Here is an 18,154-nt window from a genome sequence, read left to right as displayed (position 1 = left end):
CGGGTTGCTGGCCTTGCGCATAAGCTCAACAACCCCGAAAATACCCAGGTGTTCGAGTTTTCCATCACCGCCCAGTCCGGCAGGGCCCGCACCGGGCTTTTTAGCACCCCCCACGGCGCGGTGCAAACCCCACTCTTCATGCCGGTGGGCACCCAGGGCAGTGTAAAGGGGATTTCACCCAGGGAACTTAAAGAAATTGGCTCGCAGATTATCCTGGGCAACACCTACCATCTGCTCCTGCGTCCCGGCCCCGAGCGGGTGCGGGCATTGGGCGGGCTGCACCGGTTTGCCGCTTACGATGGTCCCTGGCTCACCGACTCGGGCGGCTTTCAGGTGATGAGCCTGGGCGATTTGCGCAAAATAAGCGAGCAGGGCGTGACCTTTCGCAGCCACCTGAATGGCGATTTGATTGAACTGACCCCCGAGTACAGCATCCTGGTACAAGAGGCCCTGGGGGCCGATATCATCATGGCCTTTGACGAGTGTCCCCCCTATCCGGCCACCCCCGACTACCTGAGGGCTTCGATTGAGCGCACCCTGCGCTGGCTCGAGCGCTGCCTGAAGGCTAAAACCCGCCCCGACCAGGCCCTTTTTGCCATCGCGCAGGGCGGTACCGATCTGGCCCTTCGCAAGGCCAGCGCCGAGGCCACCGTGGCTTTCGACACTCCGGGCCTGGCCATCGGGGGGCTGGCGGTGGGCGAGCCCAAGGAAGGCATGTACCCGGCAGTAGCGCTCTCCACCCAGCTTTTGCCCGAGCATAAGCCCCGCTACCTGATGGGGGTAGGCCACCCCGAAGACCTGGTGGCCTCGGTGGCCCTGGGGGTGGATATGTTCGACTGCGTATACCCCACCCGCACCGGGCGCTTTGGCTATGCCCTGGTGCCCGAGGGCCGCCTGAACCTGAAGCTCACCCGCTACCTCGACGACCCCCGTCCAATAGACCCCGAGTGCGACTGCTACGCCTGCACGCACTACAGCCGGGCCTACCTCTCGCACCTGGTGCGGGCCGAGGAGATGCTGGCCCCCCGCATGATCTCGCTGCATAACCTGCGCTACCTGCACCGCCTGATGGAGAGCGCTCGAGCTGCCATCCGGTCCGGCGATTATGGGGAATTTGCCAAAGACTTTGCCGGTAAGCGCTTTGGGCACGCAATTCCGCCATGGTTTACCGGGGCTCTTCAGGAAGGGGGGCACTGGCGCTAGCCCTCCTGGTAAAAGCGGCTATTCAGGTAATAGTCGGTGTACAAGATTTTTATAAAGGCCACCAGAGGTACCGATAGCAAGGCCCCGCCCAGGCCAAAAAGCGAGGCGCCAATCAGCACCGCTGCAATGCCCGTGACCGGGTGCAGGCTGGTGGTGCGGCCCATAATCACCGGCCATACCACCCCCTGGATCTGGTTACAAAGCCACAGCGCCAGGGCCACCACGGCCAGGGCCAGCCAGCCCAGCGGCAAGGCCAGCACCAGCGCAGGGATGGCCGAGATAATCACGCCCAGCACGGGCACAAAACTAAAGATAAAAGCCAGAAAGCCCAGCGAGATGGCCTGGGTCAGAACCTCGAGGCCAAATCCCTGAAAAAAACCAAACGATACATACATCACTACGCTAATGAGCAGTCCATTGAACAAAGCGCCCAGAAGGGTGCCGCGCACGTAGCCCCCAAAGGCCATGTCGGCTTTCTGGGCCAGCTCGAGGGCCTGTGGCTGGTATGGCTGGGGTATGGCCTTGAAGAGGGCCGAACCAATGCGGGGCAGGTCGTAGAGCAGGTATATCGAGATGGTAATCACTGTAAGAAGCTGAAAAGCACCGCCCAGCAGCCCCGTGACAAAGCCCAGCAGGTTCCCTCCCTGGGCCAGCACCCCCTGGAGGGCCTGGAGCAAGGTCTGGATGAACGCCTGGAGCAGAGTTTGCAGGTTGAGGGTGGCCTGATTGAGGGCCTCGAGCAGCACCGGCGGTAGCTCGAACCGGCCTATGTGTTCGGGCAGTTTTTGGGCCCAGTCGATAAGGGGCTGCAAAAGTACGGGTAAACCGGCAGCAAAGCGGGCCAGCTGGCCCACCATGCCGGCCAGCAACACCGTAGCCAGGCCCATGAAAAAAAGCATGCCCACAAAAACAATCACCACGCCCAAGGCCCGGGTCAGGCGGCGCACTTCAAACCAGCGCACCACCGGATTGGCTATGTACGAAAACACAAAGGCCGCCAGCACAATCCCGATGGCCGTGCGCGCGCCGTTCAAAATCCAGCTTAGAAATAGCAGCCCCAACCCGGCTAGAGCTGCGTACACTGCCAAGCGAACCCAGGGGTTCTGCCAGGCCCAGTTCAACGTTGCGCCCATACCACCTCAGCCCTCACGGTAGAACCGGCTGTTTAAGTAAAACTCGGTGTAGAGAACCTTGAAGAAAGCCATCAGCGGCACGGCTACCAATGCCCCGACCAGCCCGAAGAGGCTCGAGCCCACCAATATTGCTCCAATCACGCTTACCGGATGCAGGCTGGTGGTCTGCCCCAGGATACGGGGACTAAGGATGTGGGCCTCGATCTGGTTGGCCACCACCACCACCCCCAGCACCGCCACCACCTGCGGCCACCCCACCGAGAGGGCCAGAAGCACCGCCGGAACGGTGGATACGATAACCCCAGCAAACGGAATCAGGTTGAATACCGCTGCCAGGAACCCCAGCGACCCCGCCAGAGGCACCCCAAACACCCACAGGCCCAGCGTTACAATCAAGCCAACCCCAATGGCCACCAGGAGCTGCCCCCGGATGTAACCCCCCACAGCCCGGTCTAGTTTGGCTGCGATGTCGGCTGCCAGGGGTTGGTAGGGTAGGGGAATGGCTTGGAAAAGGTTTTTGGAAATTTGCGGCAGGTCGTAGAGCAGATAAATGGAGATAATCAGCGCCGCAAAGAGCTGCAACACCCCCCCTACCAGGGAAGCCAGGAACCCGATCAGGTTGCCCCCCTGGGCCAGCAGGGTGCGCAGCCCCTGCAAGAGGGTCTGGGTAAAGCCCTGGAGCAGGGTTTGCAGGCTCTGGGCGGCCTGAGCAAAGGCCCCTTCCAGCGCAGGCGGCAGCTCAATCTGGCCAATGCGCGAGGGCAGGTTTTCTATCCAGCTCAAAAGGGGCGCTAGAATGCGGGGAAGCTCTGTAGCAAAGCGGGCCAGCACATTGACCATATCGGCAATCAAGAAGGAAGCCAGCCCCAAAAACAACCCAAGCCCCAGGTAGACCAGCAGCACCCCTGCAAAACGGGGCACCCGGCGCTTTTCCAGGGCCCGCACAATGGGCGAGGTCAGATAGGCAAAAAGAAAAGCCAAAAAAAGCGTAACCAAAGCCCCTCTGGCCCCCCCCAGCACCATGCCCAAAAGCTGAAGGAGCAGGTAAGCCAGTACGGCATACGCTGCCACGCGCACCCACAACAGCTTCCAGATCTCGGTAAGGTCGCGGCGCATGGGGACTACAATACCGCATCAGGGCAGGCCAAACTCGAGCTTCCCCCTGGCCCGTATCGCCTCGGGAGTGAGGCCCTGACCAAAATACCGGTCTTTATCGGGCTCGCCATCCCACAGCTCAAAAAGCAGGCGCGCCCCCTCACCCGTACCCCGCAGCGCTGCCTCGGTACCGCTGTTGCCTACCCGGCCAATCCACTGCCCCTTGTACACCTTGCTGCCCACTTTAAGCCCTGGGGCAACACCGGAAAGGTGGGCGTATACCGTGGTATAGCCCTCGGCGTGGCGAATCCAGATCTCCCGCCCGCGCAGTCGGTCCATCTGTTCCGGGCTGGCCCCTCCCGCCACCGCCCGAATCAGGGCCTCGAATTCGGCCCGGGTCATTTCCTTGTAGTTGGTTTCGGCCTTAACCACCTCGCCCCCGGCCGCGGCCACCACCCCCATACCGAAGCGCACCGGTACACAGGCATCGTCGCCGGTAAACACAAAGCCGGGGTTGGTGCCTTTGCGGTATTCGCGGGGGGCACCGGGCAGGTTGGTGTCGGTTTTGGGCAGACAAGCCCCCGGCAAGGGCAGAGCAAATCCCTCGGGGCCTTTTTGCAACTCTTGCTTGAGCCTGGTAACTTCTGACTGCAAAGCCGCTATTTGCCGCCGGGCGCTGGAGAGCTGGCCGCTCTGCCACAGAGCCAGGAGCGTTACCAGTGCCAGGACAATCCAGCCGGGCTTGATCGGCATGGACCTATTCTATGCGAAAGAAAAGCCAGGAACACCGCAGGAAGTGTCCCTGGCTTTCAGCCTTAAGTCTTACAGCAGGCTCAAAAGGCGGGCTTTAATCTGCTTGGCGGTAAGGCCCTCGAGCTTCATACCTTTGGATCGCTCGACGAGCTCGTAGACCTTGTGGGCGTGGCTGTTGGCCACCCGGAAGGTGATGTTCTGGCCCGCCACCGTAACCTTCACTTTGCGCAGGTTCGGTTCTTGCCAGTGCTTGGTGTAGCCGGTAATTTTCTTACCCACCCCACCTTCACGCTTGGCCTTGCCACGGGTAATGATGCTGTAGGCCACCGTGGGGCGCTTGCCGCTAATTTCGCAAATCTTCGACATCGCAGGACTCCTAACTGCCAGCACAAGGGAAGAACTCCCTTGTTTCAGGGCAACGGCAACGAGTATAGCATACCCTCACACAACCGTGCTAGACTTCCCAGCGGTATGAATATTGCCACCTGGCTGGTTCCTGCCCTGCTGGTCGCCGACCAGGCCATCAAACTGGTGGTGCTGTGGGCGGTAGGCCCCCGCATCTTCGACCCTGGGGTAGGCGCTATTTTCTTGACCAATTTGTTCTGGATTGTAGACGCCACCTTCATCAAGAACACCGGCGCCGCTTTTGGCATCTTCCAGGGGGGCGCCCGCATTCTGGTCTGGGTAAGCCTGGCGGTGGGTATCGGGATTCTAATCTACCTAAGCATGAACCACCGCCGGGTCTCACGGCTGGGCCAGGTGGCCTTCTCCCTGATTGCTGCAGGGGCACTGGGCAACGCTGTAGACCGGCTGGGCCACGGCTGGGTGGTGGACTATGTGGACATCAACCGCACCGGGCTGGCCATTCTGGACAACTTTCCCATCTGGAACCTGGCCGATAGCTGTGTGGTCATCGGGGTTATTCTTTTACTGCTGCCCCAGCGCAGGCGGCGGTACTGAAGGGCACGACCACAAACCCCCCTCCCGACGGGAGAGGGGCTGGGATAAGGGCTTGAATGTCGGCCCTGTATCATTGATGGCGCACTAATACCGGATTCAAAAAGACAGTTTACAAAACCAAAAAACACTAGAGGCTGTCTTTTTGAATCCTAGAGCACACCCCTCCCTTGAGTACCGGCGCTAGCCGGGGGCCGATGGCCCTTCACTGACGGTCGGCGAAGAAAGCGTCTCCCTTCCAAGGGGCGGTATCGCCCTCCGCTACGCGGATAACTTCGGTCGGGTTAGTTCGTCACCCTTTGGTGACGAACTAACCGAATCTGGTATAACCTCAGCCAATGCCCTCGGCCACTTCAATGCGCAGCAACGAACGCACGTGCTCGAAGTGGTTGACAATGGTGGCTACCGAGGAACCGGCAAATAGCAGTCCCAGGGCCAGATTACCCCGCTCACTCAGCACCAGCGAACCGGAGTCGCCGGGGGCCGAGATGTTGGTGGTGACAATCTGGTCAATAAAGCGGGCCACCCGCCCGCCCCCATAGTTCACGTCTATCGTGGCTCCCAGTACGGTAATGCGCCCGGTGGTCATGTTGGTGGTGCGGCCGGTTTTCTTGACCCGCTGCCCCACCAGGGTTTTGGTGCGGGGTTGCCAGCCCTGCACGTAGCCGTTCCAGTAAATCTCCCGGTCGAGGTCGTGGAACTGACCCTCGGCAATGGCTGCGTCCACCAGGTTGCGGTGCAGGGCCCTTGGCACCGGCGGCTCGAAGGTAATGGGCACAAAGCGGCTGAGCCGGGCGATCAGGTCGGCGGGCAGGGTACCCCCATCGAACACCCCCGGCTGCAGGATGGGGTCGCCCAGGCTGGCACCGTTGGAGTTGGCCAGCACATGGTTGTTGCTGAGAATGTAAAAACGCGGTGGGATGCCCAGCCCGTGCGCCGGGGGGCTCACGGTCGCGCCTGGCAGAAAGTCGTAGACGGCGGTAGCTATGGTACCTGCCGTAACCCTGAAGTGCCCCACACTATAACCACCCTCGGCAGGCCGAATGCGCTTGGTAAGGGTCTGTACCCCTGGCTCCTCGGCGTTACCGGCAAATACCTCGCCAATGGCCAGTACGTCGGTCTGCATATCCCCGAGCTTGGCTGGAATCAGGTCGGCCCGGCTGAGCTGGTTGCGCTCCAACTTCTGGCTGACCAAGACCACCAGGGCCGGTTCACCGGTCGGCTCGCCGTTCTTCCACTTGACCCCCACCCCCATGCCCCGCACATTCGGGCGCATGGCCTCGGGTGCTAGAAAATCATCTTGCGTGGCCAGCTTGGCTTTTTCGGCCTCGGCCTGGGCACTGGCCGAAAGCATGGCTTTGGCTTCGTTAATAGGCATATCGTCCCCCTGCGGTTTGAGTAATGGTCCCCTGCAAATGCCAGCGTAATGAAGAATCAGAGGTGGCTTATTACCGAGTGGCCTCGACGCTCTTCTGACCGGAAGGAAAACCCCATCACTGGGCCTGCACCGAGCCCACCTCCCGCACCCGCACCGGTACCCCCTCGAGGTTCCTGGGCACCCGTTCGTGCGGTTGCAAGGCCGCCAGCGGCAGCTTACGGCTCACCAGCACCACCACCACCGCGCGGCCCTGCTCCTCCCCCCGCCCCACCCCCACCACATTGGGCAGGGCCATAAGGTGAGGGGTGTGTTTCTCGATAAGGGCTTGCAGGGTCTCCTCGGTCATACACCCTCCAATCTCCCCGTACACTTTTCCGCGTCAAGTACCGGGGACAGCAATTCGGTGCTACCGGCAACACCGTCCACACAGCGTAACCCCTGAGGCGTTACATCTGCGTTACGGTCAGGGCTGGGGCCCCATCCGGTTTTAGAGAATCGAGGCGATGCGCTCCAGGGCCTTGCGGATGTTGGCCTCGCTGGTAGCGTAGCTAAAACGCACGTGGTGGGGGGCGGCAAAGTCGGTGCCGGGCACCACCGCCACCCGGGCCTCGTTCAAAAGCTTGAGGGCAGCCTGGTTTTCGTCGGGATCAATTTTGGACACGTCGGTGAGCACGTAGAAAGCACCATTCACCTTGGGCGTGGGCAGGCCCAGCGCATTCAGGCCGTCTACAATGATGCTCCGCCGCGCACGGTAGGCCTCGCGGGCCATGGAGATAAATTTTTGCGCCTCCTCCACGTTGTTCAGGGCCTCAACCATGGCCCACTGGGCAATGGTGTCGGGGCTGGTGGTGGACTGGCTGGAAACGTCAATGATGCCCTTGATCACGTCCTTGGGGCCGCCGGCATAGCCGATGCGCCAGCCAGTCATGGCGTAGGCTTTGGCCGCGCCGTTGATGGTGATGGTGCGGTCGGGGGCTACGTGGGCCGGCGAGAAGTGTTCGCCCTCGTAGATGAGGTGCTCGTAAATTTCGTCTGACACAATATAAAGGTCGTGCTTGTTGGCCAGTTCGGCAATGGCTATCAGCACCTCTTTGGGGTAGACCGCTCCGGTGGGGTTGCCCGGCGAGTTGAGCACGATGGCCTTGGTACGGGAGGTAATCTTGTGTTCGACCTCGGCGGGGTCGGGGATGAAGCCCGACTCCGGGCCGGTATTGACCTCCACCGGCACGCCTTCGGCAAAGCGGGCCATCTCGGGGTAGCTGACCCAGTAGGGGCCAATCACAATCACCTCGTCACCGGGGTCGAGGATGGCCTGGAACAGGTTGAAGAGGGCCTGCTTGCCGCCTACCGTTACCACGGTCTGGTCGGGGGGAATCTCGAGGCCGTTTTCGCGCTTGAACTTGGCGCTGATGGCTTCGCGCAGCTCGGGGATGCCGGCGGGCGGCGCGTATTTGGTCTTACCCGCAGCCATGGCCCTTGCCGCCGCATCCTTGACGAACTGAGGGGTGTCGAAGTCGGGCTCGCCGGCGGTCATGGCGATCAGGTCTACACCCTGACGGCGCAGCTCGAGGGCTTTGGCATTCACCGCCACCGTGGAGGAGGGCTTCATGGTTTTGACGCGCTTGGACAGGCCTCGCATACCAGTAGATTGTCCAGGGTCGGGGGGCGAGGGTCAAGAGCCCGCTGGCTACACCCGCTCGAGCCAAGCCCGGCCCTGCCCCGGCGGGCGCACCGGCCACTGCTGCCGACGCATGTGCCGCTGCACCTGTTCGACTGCGCGGGTGGCCTGCTCTACCCACTCGGTGGGGTAAAGTGGGGCTTTGGCAGCAAACTCCTCGAGGTCGAAGGTCTGGCAGCGGTGGTCGGCCCGACACTTGATGTCTATCTCGAGGTCGTACTGCCAGATGCGGCCCGGCTCAAAATGCGGAGGGCTCTGGATGTTCCAGTAGTATTCCAGCACCTTTCCCTCGGCGTCCAGGTCGGGCCCCCCCGAGTACCAGCGCCCCACAAAAAAAGCCACATAGGCCTGGTGCTGTACCCGCAGCACCCGGTTTTTGCTGACGTGGTGAAACAAAAAACCCGTCGGCATGTAGACCAGCACCCCTTCCTCGCGCAGTTCACATACCTGGGCCTCCCACCAGTAGTGCAGCTTTTCGGCAGGGTATTTCCAGAACTCGACGCGCACCGTCTGGCCTATCTGGTAGTGCTCCATAGAAATCGCCCTTCCACCCGTGCACGAAGCGTAGCCGATTTTTTTACGGGGGTTTCAGGCACGGCACGCTTAGCCTATCGCAAATGGGGTCAGTGCGGCTTATTCGCTTCGGCATCGTAGTCCCGGTCTTTTGAGCGCTCGAGCTCCTCTCGCTCCTCCTCGGGGTTGGTAACGCTCCAGACATAGCGAACCAACACCACCAGGCCCACCAGGGCCAATAGTGTGAACAAGATCAATAGAGCCGAAGAGAACATGGAAGTCCCCAAAAATCGAACTGCACCATGTCTTTTTGAACCCTAGAGCACACCCCCCCCTGTCGGTCGGCGAAGAAAGCGTCTCCCTTCCAAGGGGCGGTATCGCCCTCCGCTACGCGGATAACTTCGGCCCTGTTGATTCGTTATCATTCGGTAATGAATCAACCGAATCTGGTATGAATCGAGATTGGAACCTGACAGAACATGTAGGTCTTATCCTTCAGTCTGGTAATCATCTCGTAGTTCAGGGCACCAATGTAGCAGCGCTGTTTGTGGCCCATTGGGGACATAATGTAGACCTCTCCATTAAGTTAGCTGTACCCGGCCGCCCCAAGGCTCCAGCGGCATAGGCTTTGAGATAGTCCTCGACGGTGAAACGGTGCTTCACCATGGCCTGAGTACAGCACCTGGCCCAGCCACTTTGAAATTTTGATTGCCTCGAGCTAAACTAGCAAAAACTAACAAGCGTTAGTTTGGTAAACGGGAGGAGAGATGCCAGTAAAGTACGGAGTGCCCAGCGACCCTGATTACAACGAGCGCCTGGCCGAGTTTGAGGCCCGCATCAAGCGCGGCGAGAAAATCGAACCCGGCGACTGGATGCCCGAGGAGTACCGCCGCCAGCTTATTCGCATGATCTCACAGCACGCCCACTCCGAGGTGGTGGGCATGCTCCCCGAAGGGGCCTGGATTACCCGCGCCCCCACCCTCAAGCGCAAGATGATCCTGGTGGCCAAGGTACAGGACGAGGCCGGTCACGGCCAGTACCTCTACCACGCCGCCGAGACCCTGGGTGTGAGCCGCGAGGCCATGCTGGAAGCCTTGCTCGCGGGTAAGGCCAAGTACTCCTCCATCTTCAACTACCCCACCCTGACCTGGGCCGACATCGGCACCATCGGCTGGCTGGTAGATGGGGCGGCCATCAAGAACCAGACCATGCTGGCGGCCTGCTCCTATGGCCCCTACAGCCGGGCCATGGTGCGCATCTGTGCCGAGGAAACCTTCCACCACAAGCAGGGCAAGGAGATGGTGCTCTTGTATGCCAAAGGCACCCCCAAGCAGCGCCAGATGGCCCAGGACGCCATCAACCGCTGGTGGTGGCCGGCCCTGATGATGATGGGGCCCCACGACCAGGACAGCCCCAACACGGAAGTGCTGGTGCGCTGGGGCATCAAGACCAAAACCAACGACCAGGTGCGGCAGGAGTTCATCAACGAACACGCCCCCGAAATCCTGGAGGCGGGCCTTACACTTCCCGACCCCGACCTGCGCTACGACGAGAAAACCGGTAACTGGCTGCACGGCCCCATCAACTGGGACGAGTTCTGGCAGGTGGTAAATGGCAACGGCCCTATGAACAAAGAACGCCTAGAAGCCCGGCGCCGCGCCCACGCCGAGGGGGCTTGGGTGCGCGAGGCCCTCGAGGCCTACGCGGCCAAACGGCAAAGAACCGCTGTTGCCGTTTAGCGGACTATCGACAAGGCGCTGCGGAGGACAGCATGGATACACAGTGGCCCCGCTGGGAAGTCTTCAAGCAAGACAGCCCCAATAAGCCGCACCAGGCGGTGGGTTCGGTGCACGCCGCCGACCCCGAACACGCCCTCCTGACCGCCCGCAACATCTTTGCCCGGCGGCCTCAGGCGGTCAGTATGTGGGTGGTGCGGGCAGAAGACATTTACTCCTGGACCCAGGAAGAAGTTGCCGAAGGCCAAATGACGAAGGGGGAAAGCTACCAGGCCCAGGTCGGCCAGTACCTGGTTTTTCGCAAGACCAGCCACAAGCGCTCCATGACCTTTGTAGATTACGTGGGCGAAGTGGAGGCGGCCACCCCCGAGGAAGCCCTAAAGAAGGCCCAGGCAACCTTTACCGATGCCCTGGCCCTGGCCTGGTGGATTGTGCCCGCCGACAGGGTGTACAAAAGCGACCCCAGCCCAGAAACCATCCAGAGCTGGTTCGCCCCAGCCAAGGACAAAACCTATAAACAGCAGCAGTACTACGCCACGGTAGGCTCCCACATCAGCAAACACAAAGTGGGGCGGGGGGTGGAAGATGAGGAGTGAGGTTCGTGAGGCCCTGATTGCCAAACTGACCGCCTTGGCCGACGACGAGGTGATTCTGGCCCACCGGGGCAGCGAGTGGACCGGCCACGGGCCCATTCTGGAGGAGGACATTGCCCTGGCCAACATCGTGCAGGACGAGCTGGGTCACGCTACCCTGTGGTACGGCCTGCGCCAGCAGCTCGATGGCTCCGACCCCGACCAGCTGGCTTTTTTCCGCGATGCCTACGGGTACCGCTGCTGTGAGCTGGTCGAGCTGCCCAAGGGGGACTGGGCCTTCACCATGCTGCGGCAGTACCTGTACGACCTGTACGAAGCACTCTGGCTCGAGGCCGCCCAGCACAGCACGTACAAGCCCCTGGCCGAAGCGGTACAAAAAATCATGCGCGAGGAGCGCTTCCACCTCCAGCACACCCAGGCCTGGGTGGAGCGGCTGGGCCAGGGCACCGACGAATCCAACCGCCGCTTGCAGCAGGCCCTGGACATGCAGTGGGGCTACGCCCAGCAGCTTTTTGTGCCCATCCCCGGCGAAGAGCTGCTGGTGGCCGAGGGCATCGTACCCGACCTCCTTCCCTTAAGAGAGCGGTGGCTCGAGCACAGTACCCGCCACCTGCAAAACGCTGGCCTCAAGCTGCCCATCAACCCCGGCTACCAGCCCACCTCCCGCGCCTACCACACCGAGCACCTGTGGAGCATCCTGGCCGAGATGCAGTCCACCGCCCGCTGGGACGCCGAGGCCAAGGTCTGGTGATATGACCACCCTGCCCAACACCGAGCAAGTCTGGGAGGCCCTGGCCCAGATTCCCGACCCCGAGATTCCGGTCATCAACGTCGTCGAGATGGGCATTGTGCGGGAGGTGCAGATAGAGGGCCCCAAGGCCATTATCAGCATGACCCCCACCTTCTCAGGCTGCCCAGCTTTGCACCTGATCCGGGAGCAGCTTGAAAAGACCGCCCGCTCGCTGGGCTTTGCCGAGGTCGAGGTGAAAACCGTGCTCTCGCCGCCCTGGAGCACCGACTGGATTACCCCCGAGGCCAAGGAGCGGCTGCGCCAGTACGGGATTGCACCTCCCAAGCCGGCGCAGGAGCAGGGTTCGTTGATTGCGCTCGAGGCTGCCCCTACCCGCTGCCCGCGCTGCGGCTCATTCGACACTTCGGTCAAGAACACCTTTGGCCCCACCCTGTGCAAGGCCATTTATGTGTGCAACAACTGCAAAGAACCCTTCGAGAGCTTCAAAACGGTCTAGTGTAACACCGGCAAACCCTTTTCAGGTCAAATGTAACTACGTTCCTCCAATGCTTGGGTATACAATTAGAGCGCTATAAGCGGTCAGGAGGAATCTATGAAACGTTTAGCGCTACTCGGCAGCGTGCTGGCTCTGGCTTTTGCGGGTTGCGGGCTGATCAGCAGCCCCCCCATCGATAACCCCTTCCAGTTAGGAGGTAAGAGCACCACCTTTAACCTGGTTTCGGCGTCCGCTACCGGTTCGGCCAATGTAACCGCTACCTTCGAAGACCTCACCAACCTCAACCTTCCCGCCAACCCAAGCGGCTTCACCTATAACCTGGCCATCCAGAGCGTGAGCTTTGGTGCGGGCTGCCCTGCGACCATTCCCTCGCCCATCAACGTCACCCTGAGCGCTACCCTGACCGTCTCAGATGGTAGCGGAGCTACTGCCCGCAGCAGCACTGCTTCGGCCAACAACGTACAATTCACCCTTACTAGCAGCGGCAGTCAAATCACGGTAGGCAATCTGACAAACGGTACCCTCAACCTCAACGTTGGCCAAATCCTGCCCATCATCCAAAACGGTGGAACGAACACCGCTGTGCTCGCAGCCCAGATCACCACCATGAGCTCCCCCGATCTGGCTGGTTGCACCATGACCATCACCTGGGGCGGTGGACAGGGCGTTCTCAGGTTCTAGCGTTTTTCAGTACGCTAAAACCCACTCCTAGCGGAGTGGGTTTTTATCGCTGGGGTAGCTCGAAATAGCGCCGCACAACGTCGCGCACCTCGGGGGGCAGGGGTTCGGACTCGAGGTATTTTTCGGCCTGCCGCTGCACATTTTGCGGGGGCTGGCCTGACTGCCAGGGGCTGGGCAGGGGCTGGGGTCTTCCCTGCCGGTTTTCACCCCGGCTGAGGGGCGCTTCGCCCGCCGGACGCTGGGGGTTGGCCGGAGCGCTCTGGGGGGGGCGGGCCTGCTGACCCTGGGCCCCGGTGCCGCCCTGCTCACTGCCCCCTGGCTGAGCCTGGCCCTGGGTATTCTGCCCCTGGTTCTCTCGGGAAGCCTGGCCCTGTCTGGACTGCGAACCTGGCTGAGCCTGCCCTGGTTGTGAGGGTTGCGCTTGCCCAGGTTGGGGTGGCTGTGCTTGTCCGGGCTGTTGGGAGGGCTGCCCGGACGGGTTGGGCTCTCTTCCCTGGGAACCAGGCGCGGTTTGCCCCTGCGGGGTTTGCTCGGAGGGCGAACGGTCTGTTTGAGACGGCTGCGCTTGCCCCGGTTGTTGGGGCTGTGCTTGTCCAGGTTGAGAGGGCTGTGCTCGTCCAGGTTGGGATGCGGGTGGATTTTGACCAGGCTGGCCGGTCTGCGGTTGCCCGGTCTGGTCGGGTTGGGGCTGCCCCGTTGGTGTGTTTTGCGGTTGTGTTAAGCCCTGACCGTTTGGGCTGGATGCAGGCTGTTCACGGCTTTGAGGGCTCCCGCTGGGGCGGGCTGCGTCCTGGGTGTCTTCCCGGCTCGAGGCCGCGCCCGCACGATCCTGCGCCTCCTGGCTACCTGAGCTTTCGGGCCTTTCCGAAGGCCTGTCTGCTTCCGGGCCTTGCTGCTGGCTTTGCGACGAACCTTCGGGCGACAGGGGTTGTCCGGTTTGTGGGCTGGTATTGGGTTGGGCCGGGCTGGTCGTCGGGGGCGAGCTAGGGGGGGGCGGTCTGGAAGGGGTAGGAGCCCCTACCGGCGACGGTCCAAAGGGCAGTTGTAACGGGGGCAAGACCCACACCACACCCACCAGGGCCAGGTAGAGGGCCGCAAAAGCCCAGGGCAAAGCCGGGGGTCGAGCCCCGCGCAAGCTGGCTTCCGCTTCGGTTTGCAGTTGGCCCCGCCAGGGGTGGTTGACGGGCGCCTCCAGCACACTGCGGTAGGCCAGGCCATAACGTCGGTCGAGTTCGGCCAGGGCTTTTGGCTCTTCCCAGCGCGTGGGATAGAGCAATCCTACCAGCGAAAACAAAACCCAGGCCGGATGCACCAGCCAGGCCAGCGGAAGCAGCAAAAGAGCCAGCCCTGCAGCCAGCAAGAGCCGCATCCGCCAGGCCCGCCTTGCCGCCCACACCCGGTGCATGAGCCCAGGGTACGGGATAGAACTTAGAGTGGGTAGGGTTCAGTACACGTTGCAGCTAACGCCGTACCAGCAGCGAGGTATTGGTGTTGCCAAACAGTTTCAGGTAAATATGCTGGGCAGCCGAGTCGTAGAAGTAAGCGGGCTGGGTAGCGGCGTCCAGCTCGGCCAGGCTCGAGAGCGAAGTAAGCGCGGTTGGTGCCGGGCTGCAAGGTTTCCAGCGCACAGCGCTGCACCGTTTAAGGTTACGTTGCACAACACGCAAAAAACAGGCTTTTGTCCCAAGCGCCCGGCTACACCTAAAGCTGCTCCAGAACTTCCTCGGCCTGTTGAAAGTAGCCATCTTTGGGAATCAGCACATAGCCCTTGGCGCTCTGCGCAGGGTAATAGGGCATATCGAGGCGTAACTCCCGCGTTGCACCCTCGTAGCGGCGGATTTGCGCCGGATTGAAGGCGGGCCGGGGCCGAAACTGTACGGCCTGCGAGATACGCTCAATGAGGAGAGCTAAATAAGCAGCAATTCCCCAGGTTCGGGCGGATTTCACAAAGGGTAGTGTAGCCAGAAACAGCAAAGGAAGGATGAGTTATACCAGATTCGGTTAGTTCGTCACCAAAGGGTGGCGAACTAACCCGACCGAAGTTATCCGCATAGCGGAGGGCGATACCGCCCCTTGGAAGGGTGAGGCCTTTTTCGCCGACCGTCAGTGAAGGGCCATCGGCCCCCGGCTAGCGCCGGTACTCAAGGGAGGGGTGTGCTCTAGGATTCAAAAAGACAGCCTCTGGTGTTTTTGGTTTTGTAAACTGTCTTTTTGAATCCGGTATTAAGTGCGCTCTTCACCTATTTTGAGCCATCCGACTTCAAGAAAGCTTTGTCCTGTAAAAACCAGTGGTCGCCTGGATGGGCAGCTACGTCTGTGAAAGGCGCGATATGACTGCCTCGAGATTTCAGTTCCGGCTCACCTTGCGGTTCAAAAAGTCCATCAGCACGTATCGTCCGATATTCCCCGGCGTGGTCATGTAGGCCTTGCCCTTGGTAATTTGCGTCAGCTTCTTGACAAAGGCCAGGAGCTCGGGCTCTCGCGCCAGCATGAAGGTGTGGATGGGAATACCTTCCTTGCGGGCCAGGGTGGCCTCCTTCAGCGTCTCAGCCAGAATCACCGGGTCGAGGCCCCAGGCGTTCTTGTAAATTTGGCCCGAGGGCAGGGTGAGCGCGGAAGGCTTGCCGTCGGTAATCATGATGATCTGCTTCATTTCGCCGCTCATCTTTTTGAGCATCTTGCGGGCCAGCTTGAGCCCTTCTGCGGTGTTGGTGTGATAGGGCCCGACCTGCACGGTGGGCAGCCGGCCCAGCGGTACCTCCTCGGCGCTGTCGTGGAACACACCAAAGCGCACCTGATCGCCAGGGTACTGGGTGCGAATCAGGTGGGCCAGGCCCAGGGCCACACGCTTGGCGGGGGTGAAGCGGTCTTCACCATACAAAATCATGGAGTGGGAACAGTCCAGCAGCACCACCGTGTTCATGGCAGCGGTGTACTCGGCCAGCTCGATGGTCAGGTCGCCCTCTTCGATGTTTTCCAGCCCCTTCATGATCACCTTTTTGAGGGTCTCGCCGATGTTGATGTTGGGCTGGTCACCAAACTCGTAGGGCTTGGTCTCGCCGCTCGACTCTACCCCCGAGGCGTAGTGCCTTGTGACGTGGGCGCCGGGGGCATTTTTGCCCAGCGAACCCAGCAGGGTACGCAGGCTTTTGAGGCCCAGAAAGTCTACCGATTTGTTGGTGAGCTCGAGGCGGGTGTCCTGGGCCTCGCCCTGAAAGCCCTGTCCCGACTCCGTGGGGTCGTTGCCGGGAAGTCGGATAAAGCCTTCGTCTTGCAGGCGCTGCATCAGGCGCTGCAACTCCTGCCCCAGTCGGGTTTCCTGAAAGTTCTGGGCATTGCGGGCCTCTTGCAGCCACTCCTCGGGAATGCGGTCTTGCTCCAGCAGGGCTTGCAGGAGGGCATCCATCAGGTCTTCGGCGGTGGGGCCTCGGTTGGGGTCGGGCTGGTAGCGGTTGTAGGGGTCGGAAAAGCCCGAGTCCATCAGGAAGTCCTGAATCATGTCCATCAGGTCGGCGCCACTGAGGTCGTCGAAGCCGGGCTCGTATTTGGAGTATCGGACAGGCATATTTCCTCGCTGATGGCTTTTTGGTTCTGCTATGAGCTACTGGCTATATACCATGTACGTCAATTTCCACTCCCCCACCGCTCGCGCTCCCGCTCGATAGGGGCGCTGTAGCTCTCCTCACCCCGGGCAATCTTGCGGCGGCCTGCCAAACCCTCCAGGATAAACTCCCCGGCGGCCACCAGGGCTTCAGGGGTGTTTTGGGGTTCCAATTTTTTTGCAGCAGCCAGCAGGCCCGGCACTTTTTCCATTTCCTTCAGCACTGCTTTAGAGCTGCCCTCGGGCAGGGTCAGGAGGTTGCCGTCGGCAAAGTACTGCACAATTTCGTCTACCTGCAGGCCCCGGGCCCGTTCACCATAGGCCAGGCCAAACGCCTTGAGCAAGAGGTCGCGCGCTACCCGCTCGGCCCCCTGGAGTTCGCCTTCGTATTCCAGCTCGATCTTGCCGGTGATGGCCGGCAGGGCGGCATAGAGGTCGAGGGGCCGGGCCACCGGATGCTCGCCCAGGAGCAACGCCCGGCGTTCGGCGTTGGAGGCTACGAGTTCCAGCAGGCTAATCGAGAGGCGCTGCGAAACCCCCGAGGTCTTGTCTACGCGTTTGTCTTCCCGGGCCACAAAGGCCACCGCCTCCGAGGCCTCGGCCACATAGGGCGGTACGTACATGCCCTCTTCGCGGGCAATCCAGGCTTCTTGGCGGGTGATGGAGAGGCCCTCCTCGAGGGTGCGGGGGTAGTGGGTGCGAATTTCCGAGCCGATGCGGTCTTTGAGGGGGGTGACAATCTTGCCCCGGGCGGTGTAGTCCTGGGGGTTGGCGGTGAAGGCAATCCAGACATCTAGCTCGAGGCGCACCGGGTAGCCCCGGATCTGCACGTCGCCTTCTTGCAGGATGTTGAAGAGGGCCACCTGTACCTTGGGGGCCAGGTCGGCCACCTCGTTGATGCCGAAGATGCCCCGGTTGGCCCTGGGCAACAGACCGTAGTGAACGGCCTCGAGGTCGCCCAGCCCGGTGCCCCGCTTGGCGGCCTTGATGGGGTCAATATCACCCAGGATGTCGGCCACGGTGGTGTCGGGGGTGGCCAGCTTTTCCACGTAGCGCTCGGAGCGGGGAATCCAGACGATGGGCGCTTCGTCGCCGGCTTCTTCCAGCATGCGCTTGGCCTCGGCCGAGAGCGGGAACAGGGGGTTATCGCGGATCTCGGTGGGCAGGGCCGGCACTTCGTCGTCCAGGAGCTCGGTAAGCTGGCGCAAAATGCGGCTTTTGGCCTGACCGCGCAGGCCCAGCAAAATGAAGTTATGCCGCGCCAGAATGGCGTTGACCAGGCTGGGAATTACCGAGTCGTCGTAGCTCTGGATACCAGGGAATAGCCTCTCCCCTGCCCGAAGCTTTCCAATCAGGTTTTCCCGCGCCTCGTCCTTGACGCTGCGGCGGAGCTTTTCCAGGGGGTAGGTGCGCTTGAGTTCGCCGAGGGTTCGGGCCTTGGTCATTGCTCAAGTGTAGTCCGGTATGGCCCAAGATTGTGTAAATCAGATTGGGATTGAGCAGGTCGCAGGTTTCAGGTCACATATCGCAGGTCGCAAGCTCAATGCAGGTCAAGGGTCTGGCGCCCAGGGCCGCTGTATTAGCTT

General features: G+C 61.3%; 21 protein-coding genes. 7 read left to right on the top strand and 14 right to left on the bottom strand.

The features are described 5' to 3' along the window. The first annotated feature begins 48 nt into the window (after positions 1–48). On the top strand, positions 49–1,203 hold the full coding sequence (gene tgt / locus Mhypo_RS03745; protein ID WP_119339977.1) for a tRNA guanosine(34) transglycosylase Tgt: 1,155 nt from the start codon (positions 49–51) through the stop codon (positions 1,201–1,203). On the opposite strand, the gene Mhypo_RS03740 is transcribed toward tgt, so the two are convergent. From Mhypo_RS03740 to Mhypo_RS03725, 4 genes are all read right to left on the bottom strand, one after another. After that, positions 1,200–2,336: an AI-2E family transporter gene (locus Mhypo_RS03740; RefSeq protein ID WP_119339957.1), complete on the bottom strand. Its 1,137-nt coding sequence runs from the start codon at positions 2,334–2,336 to the stop codon at positions 1,200–1,202. The two genes, tgt and Mhypo_RS03740, sit on opposite strands and share 4 nt — an antisense overlap. 6 nt (positions 2,337–2,342) lie before the next feature. Continuing rightward, positions 2,343–3,452, bottom strand: coding sequence for an AI-2E family transporter (locus Mhypo_RS03735; RefSeq protein ID WP_119339956.1), 1,110 nt, complete (start codon positions 3,450–3,452; stop codon positions 2,343–2,345). An 18-nt stretch (positions 3,453–3,470) separates the two neighbouring features. Then, entirely contained in the window at positions 3,471–4,184 is a 714-nt protein-coding gene (locus Mhypo_RS03730; RefSeq protein ID WP_119339955.1) for a M23 family metallopeptidase, read from the bottom strand. A gap of 69 nt (positions 4,185–4,253) precedes the next feature. Continuing rightward, entirely contained in the window at positions 4,254–4,550 is a 297-nt protein-coding gene (locus Mhypo_RS03725) for a large ribosomal subunit protein bL28 (RefSeq protein WP_119339954.1), read from the bottom strand. Between the two features lie 105 nt (positions 4,551–4,655). Between Mhypo_RS03725 and lspA the strand changes: the two genes are divergently transcribed. Continuing rightward, entirely contained in the window at positions 4,656–5,144 is a 489-nt protein-coding gene (gene lspA, locus Mhypo_RS03720; RefSeq protein WP_119339953.1) for a signal peptidase II, read from the top strand. Positions 5,145–5,472: 328 nt separating this feature from the next. Here the strand turns inward: lspA and Mhypo_RS03715 are convergent, their stop codons facing one another. From Mhypo_RS03715 to Mhypo_RS18035, 5 genes are all read right to left on the bottom strand, one after another. Then, on the bottom strand, positions 5,473–6,519 hold the full coding sequence (locus tag Mhypo_RS03715; protein ID WP_119339952.1) for a chymotrypsin family serine protease: 1,047 nt from the start codon (positions 6,517–6,519) through the stop codon (positions 5,473–5,475). A gap of 115 nt (positions 6,520–6,634) precedes the next feature. Then, positions 6,635–6,865, bottom strand: coding sequence for a hypothetical protein (locus tag Mhypo_RS03710; RefSeq protein ID WP_119339951.1), 231 nt, complete (start codon positions 6,863–6,865; stop codon positions 6,635–6,637). A 141-nt stretch (positions 6,866–7,006) separates the two neighbouring features. After that, complete coding sequence (locus Mhypo_RS03705) at positions 7,007–8,158, bottom strand: pyridoxal phosphate-dependent aminotransferase (RefSeq protein WP_119339950.1); 1,152 nt, start codon at positions 8,156–8,158, stop codon at positions 7,007–7,009. 48 nt (positions 8,159–8,206) lie between these two features. Beyond that, positions 8,207–8,731: a ribonuclease FAU-1 family protein gene (locus Mhypo_RS03700; RefSeq protein ID WP_119339949.1), complete on the bottom strand. Its 525-nt coding sequence runs from the start codon at positions 8,729–8,731 to the stop codon at positions 8,207–8,209. 89 nt (positions 8,732–8,820) lie between these two features. Beyond that, positions 8,821–8,961, bottom strand: a complete 141-nt coding sequence (locus Mhypo_RS18035) for a hypothetical protein (protein ID WP_170148208.1) — start codon at positions 8,959–8,961, stop codon at positions 8,821–8,823. Positions 8,962–9,477: 516 nt separating this feature from the next. Here Mhypo_RS18035 and paaA point away from each other — a divergent pair. The 5 genes from paaA (at position 9,478) to Mhypo_RS03675 (ending at position 12,967) form a co-directional block, all read left to right on the top strand. Next, the gene (gene paaA / locus Mhypo_RS03695; protein ID WP_119339948.1) at positions 9,478–10,449 is read left to right on the top strand and encodes a 1,2-phenylacetyl-CoA epoxidase subunit PaaA; all 972 of its coding nucleotides are present in this window, start codon (positions 9,478–9,480) and stop codon (positions 10,447–10,449) included. Between the two features lie 32 nt (positions 10,450–10,481). Continuing rightward, positions 10,482–11,042 carry a phenylacetic acid degradation protein gene (locus tag Mhypo_RS03690; RefSeq protein WP_119339947.1) on the top strand — a complete coding sequence of 187 codons (561 nt, stop codon included), beginning with the start codon at positions 10,482–10,484 and terminating at the stop codon, positions 11,040–11,042. After that, the gene (gene paaC, locus Mhypo_RS03685) at positions 11,032–11,790 is read left to right on the top strand and encodes a 1,2-phenylacetyl-CoA epoxidase subunit PaaC (RefSeq protein ID WP_119339946.1); all 759 of its coding nucleotides are present in this window, start codon (positions 11,032–11,034) and stop codon (positions 11,788–11,790) included. Before Mhypo_RS03690 ends, paaC begins: the two co-directional genes overlap by 11 nt. A 1-nt stretch (position 11,791) precedes the next feature. Next, a complete protein-coding gene (gene paaD, locus Mhypo_RS03680) occupies positions 11,792–12,286 on the top strand; it encodes a 1,2-phenylacetyl-CoA epoxidase subunit PaaD (protein ID WP_119339945.1) in 495 nt (164 codons plus the stop codon). A gap of 96 nt (positions 12,287–12,382) precedes the next feature. Further along, entirely contained in the window at positions 12,383–12,967 is a 585-nt protein-coding gene (locus Mhypo_RS03675; protein ID WP_119339944.1) for a hypothetical protein, read from the top strand. A gap of 43 nt (positions 12,968–13,010) precedes the next feature. On the opposite strand, the gene Mhypo_RS03670 is transcribed toward Mhypo_RS03675, so the two are convergent. The 5 genes from Mhypo_RS03670 to Mhypo_RS03655 all read right to left on the bottom strand — a co-directional run bounded on the left by Mhypo_RS03670 (position 13,011) and on the right by Mhypo_RS03655 (position 18,013). Continuing rightward, positions 13,011–14,372: a hypothetical protein gene (locus Mhypo_RS03670; RefSeq protein WP_119339943.1), complete on the bottom strand. Its 1,362-nt coding sequence runs from the start codon at positions 14,370–14,372 to the stop codon at positions 13,011–13,013. Between the two features lie 55 nt (positions 14,373–14,427). Then, entirely contained in the window at positions 14,428–14,595 is a 168-nt protein-coding gene (locus tag Mhypo_RS18030; protein WP_170148207.1) for a hypothetical protein, read from the bottom strand. A 73-nt stretch (positions 14,596–14,668) separates the two neighbouring features. Continuing rightward, positions 14,669–14,914 (bottom strand): hypothetical protein, encoded by a 246-nt coding sequence (locus Mhypo_RS03665; RefSeq protein ID WP_119339976.1) that lies wholly within the window; start codon positions 14,912–14,914, stop codon positions 14,669–14,671. Between the two features lie 400 nt (positions 14,915–15,314). Continuing rightward, a complete protein-coding gene (locus Mhypo_RS03660; protein WP_119339942.1) occupies positions 15,315–16,532 on the bottom strand; it encodes a vWA domain-containing protein in 1,218 nt (405 codons plus the stop codon). A 59-nt stretch (positions 16,533–16,591) separates the two neighbouring features. Next, complete coding sequence (locus Mhypo_RS03655; protein WP_119339941.1) at positions 16,592–18,013, bottom strand: sigma 54-interacting transcriptional regulator; 1,422 nt, start codon at positions 18,011–18,013, stop codon at positions 16,592–16,594. Positions 18,014–18,154: the final 141 nt, after the last annotated feature.

It is taken from the genome of Meiothermus hypogaeus, assembly GCF_003574035.1.
GTDB lineage: Bacteria > Deinococcota > Deinococci > Deinococcales > Thermaceae > Meiothermus > Meiothermus hypogaeus.
The sequence above is the reverse complement of the archived record's forward strand: the minus strand, read 5'-3'. Positions and strand labels throughout refer to the sequence as shown.

Bases quoted from the DNA above. Each gene is read 5' to 3' on its own strand.
- Mhypo_RS03715 (WP_119339952.1), bottom strand. From the start codon at position 6,519: ATGCCTATTAACGAAGCCAAAGCCATGCTTTCGGCCAGTGCCCAGGCC.
- paaC (WP_119339946.1), top strand. From the start codon at position 11,032: ATGAGGAGTGAGGTTCGTGAGGCCCTGATTGCCAAACTGACCGCCTTG.
- Mhypo_RS03710 (WP_119339951.1), bottom strand. From the start codon at position 6,865: ATGACCGAGGAGACCCTGCAAGCCCTTATCGAGAAACACACCCCTCAC.
- Mhypo_RS03690 (WP_119339947.1), top strand. From the start codon at position 10,482: ATGGATACACAGTGGCCCCGCTGGGAAGTCTTCAAGCAAGACAGCCCC.
- lspA (WP_119339953.1), top strand. From the start codon at position 4,656: ATGAATATTGCCACCTGGCTGGTTCCTGCCCTGCTGGTCGCCGACCAG.
- Mhypo_RS03660 (WP_119339942.1), bottom strand. From the start codon at position 16,532: ATGCCTGTCCGATACTCCAAATACGAGCCCGGCTTCGACGACCTCAGT.
- paaD (WP_119339945.1), top strand. From the start codon at position 11,792: ATGACCACCCTGCCCAACACCGAGCAAGTCTGGGAGGCCCTGGCCCAG.
- Mhypo_RS03655 (WP_119339941.1), bottom strand. From the start codon at position 18,013: ATGACCAAGGCCCGAACCCTCGGCGAACTCAAGCGCACCTACCCCCTG.
- Mhypo_RS03725 (WP_119339954.1), bottom strand. From the start codon at position 4,550: ATGTCGAAGATTTGCGAAATTAGCGGCAAGCGCCCCACGGTGGCCTAC.
- Mhypo_RS03675 (WP_119339944.1), top strand. From the start codon at position 12,383: ATGAAACGTTTAGCGCTACTCGGCAGCGTGCTGGCTCTGGCTTTTGCG.
- paaA (WP_119339948.1), top strand. From the start codon at position 9,478: ATGCCAGTAAAGTACGGAGTGCCCAGCGACCCTGATTACAACGAGCGC.
- Mhypo_RS03705 (WP_119339950.1), bottom strand. From the start codon at position 8,158: ATGCGAGGCCTGTCCAAGCGCGTCAAAACCATGAAGCCCTCCTCCACG.
- Mhypo_RS03700 (WP_119339949.1), bottom strand. From the start codon at position 8,731: ATGGAGCACTACCAGATAGGCCAGACGGTGCGCGTCGAGTTCTGGAAA.
- Mhypo_RS03730 (WP_119339955.1), bottom strand. From the start codon at position 4,184: ATGCCGATCAAGCCCGGCTGGATTGTCCTGGCACTGGTAACGCTCCTG.
- Mhypo_RS03670 (WP_119339943.1), bottom strand. From the start codon at position 14,372: ATGCACCGGGTGTGGGCGGCAAGGCGGGCCTGGCGGATGCGGCTCTTG.
- Mhypo_RS03740 (WP_119339957.1), bottom strand. From the start codon at position 2,336: ATGGGCGCAACGTTGAACTGGGCCTGGCAGAACCCCTGGGTTCGCTTG.
- Mhypo_RS03735 (WP_119339956.1), bottom strand. From the start codon at position 3,452: ATGCGCCGCGACCTTACCGAGATCTGGAAGCTGTTGTGGGTGCGCGTG.